This window comes from Chamaesiphon sp. GL140_3_metabinner_50 (assembly GCF_025361915.1).
Classification (GTDB): domain Bacteria; phylum Cyanobacteriota; class Cyanobacteriia; order Cyanobacteriales; family Chamaesiphonaceae; genus Chamaesiphon.
In genome coordinates, this window is the sequence record NZ_JANYJC010000028.1 from 1 (window position 1) to 9,023 (window position 9,023).

The 9,023-nt window shown below is 44.8% G+C and carries 8 protein-coding genes and 1 pseudogene; 6 read left to right on the forward strand and 3 right to left on the reverse strand.

All coding sequences use genetic code 11. The features are described from left to right. The 4 genes from Q0R35_RS01240 to Q0R35_RS01255 form a co-directional block, all read left to right on the forward strand. Nucleotides 1–518, forward strand: a 518-nt coding sequence (locus Q0R35_RS01240) for a DUF1822 family protein (protein WP_295613661.1), incomplete at its 5' end; no start/stop codon positions are given. Nucleotides 519–559: 41 nt separating this feature from the next. Next, nucleotides 560–3,043 carry a CHASE2 domain-containing protein gene (locus Q0R35_RS01245; protein ID WP_295613664.1) on the forward strand — a complete coding sequence of 828 codons (2,484 nt, stop codon included), beginning with the start codon at nt 560–562 and terminating at the stop codon, nt 3,041–3,043. A gap of 8 nt (nt 3,044–3,051) precedes the next feature. Then, complete coding sequence (locus tag Q0R35_RS01250) at nt 3,052–3,804, forward strand: DUF928 domain-containing protein (RefSeq protein ID WP_295613665.1); 753 nt, start codon at nt 3,052–3,054, stop codon at nt 3,802–3,804. 111 nt (nt 3,805–3,915) lie between these two features. Beyond that, the gene (locus Q0R35_RS01255) at nt 3,916–4,206 is read left to right on the forward strand and encodes a hypothetical protein (protein WP_295613667.1); all 291 of its coding nucleotides are present in this window, start codon (nt 3,916–3,918) and stop codon (nt 4,204–4,206) included. 18 nt (nt 4,207–4,224) lie between these two features. Here Q0R35_RS01255 and Q0R35_RS19465 read toward each other — a convergent pair. The 3 genes and pseudogenes from Q0R35_RS19465 to Q0R35_RS01265 all read right to left on the reverse strand — a co-directional run. Continuing rightward, nucleotides 4,225–4,452: pseudogene (locus tag Q0R35_RS19465) on the reverse strand (hypothetical protein); the annotation flags it as partial. A 132-nt stretch (nt 4,453–4,584) separates the two neighbouring features. Further along, complete coding sequence (locus Q0R35_RS01260) at nt 4,585–5,142, reverse strand: hypothetical protein (protein ID WP_295613669.1); 558 nt, start codon at nt 5,140–5,142, stop codon at nt 4,585–4,587. Nucleotides 5,143–5,410: 268 nt separating this feature from the next. Continuing rightward, the gene (locus Q0R35_RS01265) at nt 5,411–6,337 is read right to left on the reverse strand and encodes a hypothetical protein (protein WP_295613671.1); all 927 of its coding nucleotides are present in this window, start codon (nt 6,335–6,337) and stop codon (nt 5,411–5,413) included. Between the two features lie 276 nt (nt 6,338–6,613). Here Q0R35_RS01265 and Q0R35_RS01270 point away from each other — a divergent pair, with 276 nt between their 5' ends. Both Q0R35_RS01270 and Q0R35_RS01275 read left to right on the forward strand, forming a co-directional pair. Next, nucleotides 6,614–7,933 carry a hypothetical protein gene (locus Q0R35_RS01270; RefSeq protein WP_295613674.1) on the forward strand — a complete coding sequence of 440 codons (1,320 nt, stop codon included), beginning with the start codon at nt 6,614–6,616 and terminating at the stop codon, nt 7,931–7,933. Nucleotides 7,934–7,938: 5 nt separating this feature from the next. Beyond that, on the forward strand, nt 7,939–9,023 hold a 1,085-nt coding region (locus Q0R35_RS01275), incomplete at its 3' end, for a DUF1822 family protein (RefSeq protein ID WP_295613676.1).

Here is a 9,023-nt window from a genome sequence, read left to right on the forward strand (position 1 = left end):
ACAGCCTAATGGCAAAGCCACTAGTTAAGTTGGATCGTTGGCTGCAAGAGACGATCGAGGGAGTTGAGCAAACTGTCGAATCGCTACTTCCGCCAAATCCTGCCTTTCGAGGGTTGAATGGGTCGATCGAGGCAGGATGGCAAACTGTTGAATCGCTATTTTCAACTTCTGAATTTGCCTTTCGGGCGGTACCGAGTAATGCAATTCGCCGTGCTAAAGTGCTCGATCTCGGCATTCAGTTACAGGGGACTAAAGTTGCTTTGGTTGTCGAGCTAACACCAGATCCGACTACAGATCGCACTCATATTCGCTTGCAAGTTCATCCACTCGATCGACTCAGTTTACCACCTCAGCTTCAACTAAGCGTTATTGATGATGAAGATCGCATCACTTTAGAGACAACATCGAGAGCGGCAGATGACACGATCCAGTTGCAGTTTTCAGGTACTGTCGGCGAAAACTTTGTGGTAAATATCGTCCTTGGTGATGCACGAATTACCGAACGATTTGTAATTTAGCTACTATCAGTCGCATCTTGCAAGCAGTTTAGGCAGTGGTGATGAATAAACTAATAACACTTAAAATTGGTAACGGTAGCAGCAAACTAGGATACTCTGTAACTCTAGAAATTGCTGAAGAACGCTGGATCGACGATCGCATCTGGCTGAGTAACCCTAGCGAATGCAAGGGCGATCTGCCACCTGCATTAGAATTGCTGCAAGACTATCAACAGTGGCAACAAACTTATCGGTATCTCGATACCAACCACCGCTTAGAAGCCGATCCCGCCCAGATTACCAATATTTCATCGATCGATTCGACCTTAATCTGTCAAAATGCTGCCCAGCGCACGATCGATTCCTTTAATCGATGGTTGAAAGCCGAATCATTTCACCAGATTCGCGAACATTTAGCCAAAAATATTAGCGAACGCGATCGCATCAGATTTCTGTTGCAAATTGACGATCTGCAACTCCACCGCTTACCCTGGCAAGTTAGCGATTTGTTTGCTACTTATGGTGCGACGGAAGTAGTTTTAAGTTCGCCCCAACTCGAACCGATCCAGCTAATCGAGCTAGTGCCAAAATCTGATGTGCAGATCTTGGCAATTCTCGGTAATAGTCAAGGGATCGATACTCGATCGGATCGTAAAGTATTAGAAAACCTGCCTAATGCTAAGGTAGAGTTTCTAGTCGAACCGCAGCGAATGCAATTAACCGATCGGTTATGGGATCGGCACTGGGATATTTTATTTTTTGCGGGACATAGTTCTAGCGATATCGATAATACTTCCGGTCGAATTTATCTCAATCAGACCGATAGTTTAAGTATTGAAGAACTCCGCTATGGACTCAAAAAAGCGATCGCCAATGGTCTAAAAATTGCTATTTTTAATTCTTGTGATGGTTTAGGATTGGCAAAATCGCTCTCCGATTTGCAAATTCCTCAAGTAATTGTGATGCGGGAACCAGTACCCGATCGCGTCGCACAGACTTTTCTCAAAGGATTTCTCGAACTCTATTCTCAAGGTAAATCTTTTTATCGGTCGGTACGTGAAGCGCGCGAGCGACTTCAAGGATTAGAAGATAAATTTCCCTGTGCTACTTGGCTCCCAACAATATATCAATCTGGTACGAGTTATCCCCCTAATTGGCACCAGTTGCAGGGTACAAAAAACACCGCTCGGCATCATCTCAAGCTGGTTTTATGTAGTAGCTTAATTACCACGATCGCGATCGCAGTAATCCGCTCTTTGGGAATGTTGCAACCATTAGAACTCCAAGCCTTCGATCTGACGATGCGATCGCGCCCCACCGAACGTCAGAAAGACTCAAACATTTTAATAATTGAGATTGCCGCAACAGATAATGAAACCCAACGCAAACAAGGTTTTAGTTCTGGCTCTTCGCTATCAGATGCCGCGCTCGATCGCTTACTCACTAAATTAAGACCGCTAGCACCCAGAATTATCGGGATCGACAATTTTTTAAATCATTCGATCGATCCTAAATATACAGAAATCCACAATAGCTTAAAATCCGGCGACTTGGTTGCGGTCTGTAAAACAGCAGGTGCATCAAAAAGTGGAGAACTGGCGAATAAGTCGCTAGAGGCTCCGCCACCATCAGCGAGTAAATTTGGCTTTGGTGACACGATCGCTGACTCAGATGGTGTTTTGCGCCGACAGCTATTATCAATGGATACAAAATCAATTAAACCTGGAGCTAGCTGCAATTCAGACTTATCACTCAGCATGATGCTAGCCTATGAATATCTATACCTCGATCCACAACAAATTACTTTAAGAATTGGCGATGATACGATGTGGCAGCAAAAAACTGCAAACAAGAATGTTACGAATTCCCATATTTCTAGTCTAAGTTATAGCAAACATTTATTTTTACGTAAAGTATCGATCGCAGATTTTCCGAAATATCTGACCGCACGTAGTGGGGGATATCAAGGATTTGATTTTGACGATCGCGGCTATCAAATCCTCGTAAACTATCGCGCGATCGATAATTCGCTAAGATCGGCAATTCCGGCAATGTCGCTGCAAGAAGTACTAACATTACCCGTAGATAAGTTGCAGCAAGCTGTGCGTGATAAGCTAGTTTTAATCGGTACTACAGATGATAATTATGGAGATATTGCCAAGACTCCTTATGGCAATATTCCTGGTGTTTTCTTTCAAGCACAAGTGGCTAGCCAACTTATTAGTGCGGCTTTGGAAGGTCGTCCATTATTTTGGGTACAGCCATTTTGGGTCGATAATGCGATCGTACTATTCTGTGCTACTACGGGGGCTGTGCTAGCCTGGAGAGTGCGAAATACTTGGCTGTCGATCGGTTTGTTTAGTAGTATACTAGTCATTTGCTATGGTGGTGCGATCTGGTTATTGGCAAGTTATGGTTGGTGGATGCCTCTAGTTCCATCGCTAGGCGGCTTGTTAATTACAGGCGGTTGTGTCAAGATTTACTCAATCCGTGCAGCTAAATTCTCATTAGTTAACCCCAGCTTTTTAGGATCGAATTCTAGGTAAGAAACTATATGTGTCAGCGGCGATCGCATCAAGCAATATTTCAATACTTGCAGGTTGTGCTATGCGTAGCACTCAGCTTGGAAATTACGATCCCGTTCGCCCTCAGCCAACTAGACCCGATCGTGGCTCAAACGCTCAAGAAAAGGAAAATCGTTCCGCCTCCACCTTCACCACCTGCTAGAGGCTTTCCTGGCAATCGCACAGTTAGTGCTTCGATGAGTAACAGCAGTTGCGACTTGAATTTAGTCGCTTTAGCCCCATTCGACAAAAATACCCAAGCTCAAATTCCCGAACACAGTGTTTGGGGACAGACTAGCGTAGAACGCCCGACATTATGGTTTTTTGTCCCAGCTACTCCACCCTCAACATCGCTAGAATTTTCCCTCCAAAATCGACAGGGTGAAGATATCTACCGTTCTCCCATTCAGACTCCACAACAAGTCGGAATTATTGGCGTTTCAATCCCTAGCAATAAAGCTGCGTTGCAATTAGACCGAGACTATCATTGGACGTTAAAAGCTAAAGTAGCTTGTGGAACTGCTACTTCCAATCGAGTGTACGTAGATGGCTGGATAAAGCGGGTGAGTTTGCCTAGTGCGAGCGATTCTATTGTAGAGCAGGGCATTTGGTATGATGCCGTAACTAATTTAGCCCGACAACGAGCGCAAAAACCCAACGATCGTCAGTTACAGCAAGATTGGATCGATCTATTACAGTCAGCCAATCTGGAAACTATTGCCAAACAACCAATCCTCAATTAGTAAAGAGCAGATCGAGAGTGTAAAAATTGGGATTTCCACTTCCTTTATCAAGAGTTGAGAGTAAAACTACAGGAATTTCTGGGAATCGAATCACTTGAATGACAGAAAATTATGACAGTTAAAAGTCAATCTAGTATTGTCAATAGTCGCGATCTACAAGCCTTAACTCAATTAGCCTGTAAGTTAATTGGTGCAACTTGTTGGCGAGTTAATTTCAGCTATGGAGATGAGCTGATGCTCCATTTTGGCGATCGAGTGCCTTACAGTCAAGCATCTATGTCGGGACAACCGCTGACACCATCCATCCACCCACAAAGCCGGAACCTTAAACCGCGCACCAAACTTCGGACATTCCGATCGCAACCTCAATTGATGCTCATGACATCGATTTACACTTTTTAACTGCCACTCAATTCGATGATGAGGCGATTCCCCATAACAAGCCCCACACAATCGAATCGGCTCCATCTTCATTCCCATCCCCACTGGTGGCAACATCCCCATCAATCTTTCCACCTCAACACCCACAACCACAGCTAAAGCCGACAATTGACTGGGCGATGGTGGCGGATTAAATCGAAACTTTTCCCACCGCGAAATTATCGCGCAACCAAATCCAGCCGCCCTAGCTAAACCCCCTGGAGTCAAATCGTTCGCCCGTCGAAACCGACCCAGAAAATAGACATCCTGCGAAAGTCCTAACCCGATTCTCCAGGGAGAGGCTACGCCAACGGCAGAAGCGATATTTTCCAGTATATTTAGCCAATCTTTGATTATTAGTTAATAACCTGAAATATGACCTTGAAGGAACAGGTTGTAAAATTCTTTATTCGACAGATTAATGATTTTACCATCAGTATTTTTGAGATAAATATTTTCTGGACTAGAATTAGTAATCTCCCAGTATTGACCATCCCAAGATAAAGCAGCACCTACCTCTATTGAAAGGTGATTAACACCACCAGTAAAGCTTACAACCGATAGAGCTGGAGACTTTTCCTCGTATGCTGTAGCTAATTCCTGATTGGGAAAAATCCTTACTCGATCTGGCTCTGATAGCGGTTCTGTATTGAAATTAATGAACATCTTTTCTGCGGCAATCGCCAAGTTAATACGATCTACCAGTGAGGCACTTACCAGATTGGAATTAATCGCTTGAATATTTTGGAGTAATTCTGTAAAAGTTATCTCTGGCTGAGAGCGAACAAAAGAGATTATTTCGAGATCGGATTGTCGTTCAAATGAAGGGAAAGGTTGCTTGAAGTAGTCTTCCAGCCAATTCCAATTTCGTACTCGAATCGAATTCAGTTGTGTCGATGAAACAAACCGATAATTCAACTCATAACTTTTTGCATACTCCTCACCTGGGTGGCAACTTATTAGACAAATCGAATATTGTGAATAAAAGCTAGAGCTAGAAAGACTTTGAGTAATTTATTACGATTGTCCATTTCTTGCTTTCATTTTCTTCCGATTGGCCACTTTCACATTCCAATTCTCGAACTTGCTTACATTCTGACCTAACGGTAGAATAGGAGTCACAGGTTTTAATGTGGCCAGCTTTAAGTATCTAATGTGGCCAAGTTCGCCTTCAAGCCACACTAGATTAAACTAAGAGATGTTCCAACCAATTTATCATTTCGATCGCATCTTGCCATTCAAAAATTTTGGTGGTGAATTCATCGAGTTGTTGCTCGTTTAATCCTCCAAGCCGATCGATTATCTGTGGTGTCAGCATCTCGCTCCCAAACTTAGCCCGTACCATCTTACTTACTAATTCAAGCTTGCCTTCAAGTTTGCCTTCTGCCTTATTTTTTTTAACCCATTTTTGATAGGCTTCTTCAACTTCTTTTACATAAGTCATAAAACTTAGATCCTCTTCTGTTAATTCTAGTTGAGCTTCTTCAAGATAGACACAATGCTTAATCGATACTTCTATGATATCATTTCTCAATTCTAGATTGGGGTCTAGCTTGATGATGTCGGCAAAGGCTAGCTTGGCACTTGCGGCTTTACCTAACATTTTGAGCAGCATCGTGTCTGAGTTATATGCCAAAGATTCTAGATCGACTATCCCCATCGATAAGCCAGGTGCAGCTAGCCGATATACGTGCGCCCCAAATTCTGGATCGGGAATCGCATTCCATCTTCTCAATGAGTTTTCACTACACTTGGCGGTAAAAATCCACGTAAACGGACGATCTAGGTGCAAGGGTTGAGGATTCATGACTGAATCTTTGGTTACTCTTGTCTTGCGGGAATTATCGACTTTAGCCTTATTTAATTCCCAATAGATCGCACTCCGTAAAATACAGGAATCTATATCTTCTAAATCTAAATAGTTACTATAATGCTCGATAATAATTGTCGGATGAATGGCAACTAAACGACCTAGCAACCCTAATGAATCGTCGATTGCGACTCGCTCGTCGCGCTTAATTGCGGTACACAAAACATCAATTGCCAGCTCTTCTGATAATTGAACGGTTACACTCGTCTGGCTCTCAAACAAATTTTTTAGAACGACGGGCACAAATTGTTTGATAAATTTATCGTGCGGCTCGTTGGCTTTACGCTATCGTTGTAGCCTCTCTTCTGGAGCATCGGGCGGCATGAGCTAAGATTTTCTGGTGATGTGGAAAGGGTTTCACGATCGCTCGAATTCGATCGTAATCTAAAAAAATATTATACAACATGAATGCGGGCTGCATTATCTCGGAGAGTTAACCCAGGGTAAGTAAAATAATAGCGTTAACCTAACTTTTGCCAGGTTGTCAGAATTAGATGCCACACCTCCACACTCAATACAATGCAAGATACTAGAATCTTCTTTACCCTACCTCAGGTGTCTAGCAACCCACCATCGATCCGCTGGATTGAAGATCCTAGACTTCAACGCTATATCCACCAACTCGATACCCTCGATCGCGGACTCATCGCCTACCACCTAGTCACTACTCCCGCTACCCCCACCACCAACAACTGTCTCACCGCTCTGCTTGCCCATATTGCCTTCATTCCAGGCAATCGCCTGCGCTCCACCCATGCGATCCTCCAACAATACTACACCGCAGATCTCGCCGATCTGTATCAAATCGGGCTGGAAATCGTCAGTCAGCCTCGCAAATTTCTGAGTAACTTCGATCCGGATCGCTCTGTTACTCCTGACTACTGGTATCCCACCTTTTACAAATGGTGTCGCCAGAAATTCGATCGGCGACTGACGGACACTATTCGCGCTCAGAAGGGGATGAGTGGCTTCAAGCGCACCGATCTCGGTTTAGTCGTTCGCGCCACCGCCGCCAAGATCGTCAAAGCGATCGTGCAGCAGGGTTATCCAACAGTTACTCATCCGATTTATCTTGCCTTACATTCTTGCCTCGAAAAGGCTGTTAAAGCTGGACGATTCGATACCACTCTACCGCAAGCCGCTCACTATGCTGAAGTCCTCGCCCTCTATCGTCAACGGCAAGTTGGTACCTTAGATTACGCGCAAATTGTGAGTTATCTTACCCAACTTGGAGCAGCAGTTCGCAACTACGATCGACTCAGAGTAGAATCGAGCGATCGAGTCGTGAGTGCAGCAGATAACCGTCCGCTTATCGACATTATTAAAGAGCGACAGGATGAGGCGGAAAACACACCGCTCGACAAGACGATCGGTGCCGAATATCAACAGCAAGTCAAGCAATTAAAAAACACGATCGCCGAACTGCTTCAGCGATTATCGATCGACAGCGATCGATTGTTATGGTTATTGTATGGGCTAGCTCTCACCCAAACGGAAACTGGGCGGGAACTAAAATGCAATCAAACCACAGTGATGCGTCGCAACGAGCGAGTGCTGGCAACGTTAGCCCAGAATATTTACCAGCAAATAAACGATTCATCGCGAACGTCATCGCTATCTTCCGAATATCTCCAGCGGATTGTTACCCAGATCGTCGCTTTTTGTCAGCAATACTATCCAAATTTACTCGCCCAAACGATCCAGCAGATCGATCCCTTAGAGCTGCGACCGCTCATCGAGCGAGTTTGCGTCCGTTGGCAGATCCAGCTACAGCCCGACGGTGCCGCGATCGCCCGATTGACAGAAATCATTACCCAAACCCCCTCAACCCAACCGTAACCCAGATGATATTTACACCTCAGCCACTCGAATCTCAAACGATCTGGATGACGCTCGACGATGTGCCGACAATTTTAGAGCGCACTTATTCCAACACCACCGCTCGGCATAATGCTCTACTCAATCAGATTTGTTTGCACCAAATTCAAGCATGGTTGACTGAAATTGGAATTGAAAGTACGCCCACATTTTCAGCCCCACAGATGGCTTCGATCTGGGATGTAGTTAATGGCTGCGCTCTGACTATTGGCAATCGGCGGTTAATATTAATACCGAGCGACAAACTCGATCGCGAGGAATTTAGCGTACCTCAAGAATGGGTGGATATTCCGGCTTGGATGGGCGATTATTATTTAGCCATCCAGATCGATTTAGACGAGCGGACGATGAATATTTGGGGTTATACTTCCCATCGGACTCTGCGCGAAACGGGGACTTTTGACAGAATCGATCGCAACTATAATATCTCTAGCGATTTTCTGATTGGCGATCTCGATATTTTATGGATGGCGCAACTGCTCGATCTCCAGGAAATTACCACCGTACCGCCAATTCCTAATTTAAATGCCGATCGATCGCACTCATCGATCGATCGTCTCAGCCACCCTTCCCCCTATTCACCCCGCCTCGATCTCGACTTTAACACTTGGGCGGCGATCGTCAGTAATAACGATCTGCGCGAACAGCTCTACCACCGCAGATTACAAGTCGCCACCTTGCAAGCCAACCCCGCCCCAATTCACAATCTCACCCACTGGCTGCAACAAGAATTCAGTCAAGCTTTAGAGCAGGGCTGGGATCTGGTCGATCGGATTATGATGAGGGGAGAATTAGCAATAGTCCGTGGGGGCAATATGTCGAGCGAACGAGCTAAATTAATCGATCTTCAGTACCAACTAGATCGGACTAATGTTGTGATGCTAATCGGAATTAAGCCGCAAGATGATACCCATGTTGTCGTCTCGGTGCAAGTTTATCCCGTGCCTGGTACGCCGACGCTACCACCCCAACTCAAACTCAGTTACATCACCGATGAGGGCGAGGAGTTAGAAATGGTAATTGCACGCGATCGAGATTTTCAAATTCAACT

Bases quoted from the DNA above. Each gene is read 5' to 3' on its own strand.
- Q0R35_RS01245 (WP_295613664.1), top strand. From the start codon at position 560: ATGAATAAACTAATAACACTTAAAATTGGTAACGGTAGCAGCAAACTA.
- Q0R35_RS01250 (WP_295613665.1), top strand. From the start codon at position 3,052: ATGTGTCAGCGGCGATCGCATCAAGCAATATTTCAATACTTGCAGGTT.
- Q0R35_RS01255 (WP_295613667.1), top strand. From the start codon at position 3,916: ATGACAGTTAAAAGTCAATCTAGTATTGTCAATAGTCGCGATCTACAA.
- Q0R35_RS01270 (WP_295613674.1), top strand. From the start codon at position 6,614: ATGCAAGATACTAGAATCTTCTTTACCCTACCTCAGGTGTCTAGCAAC.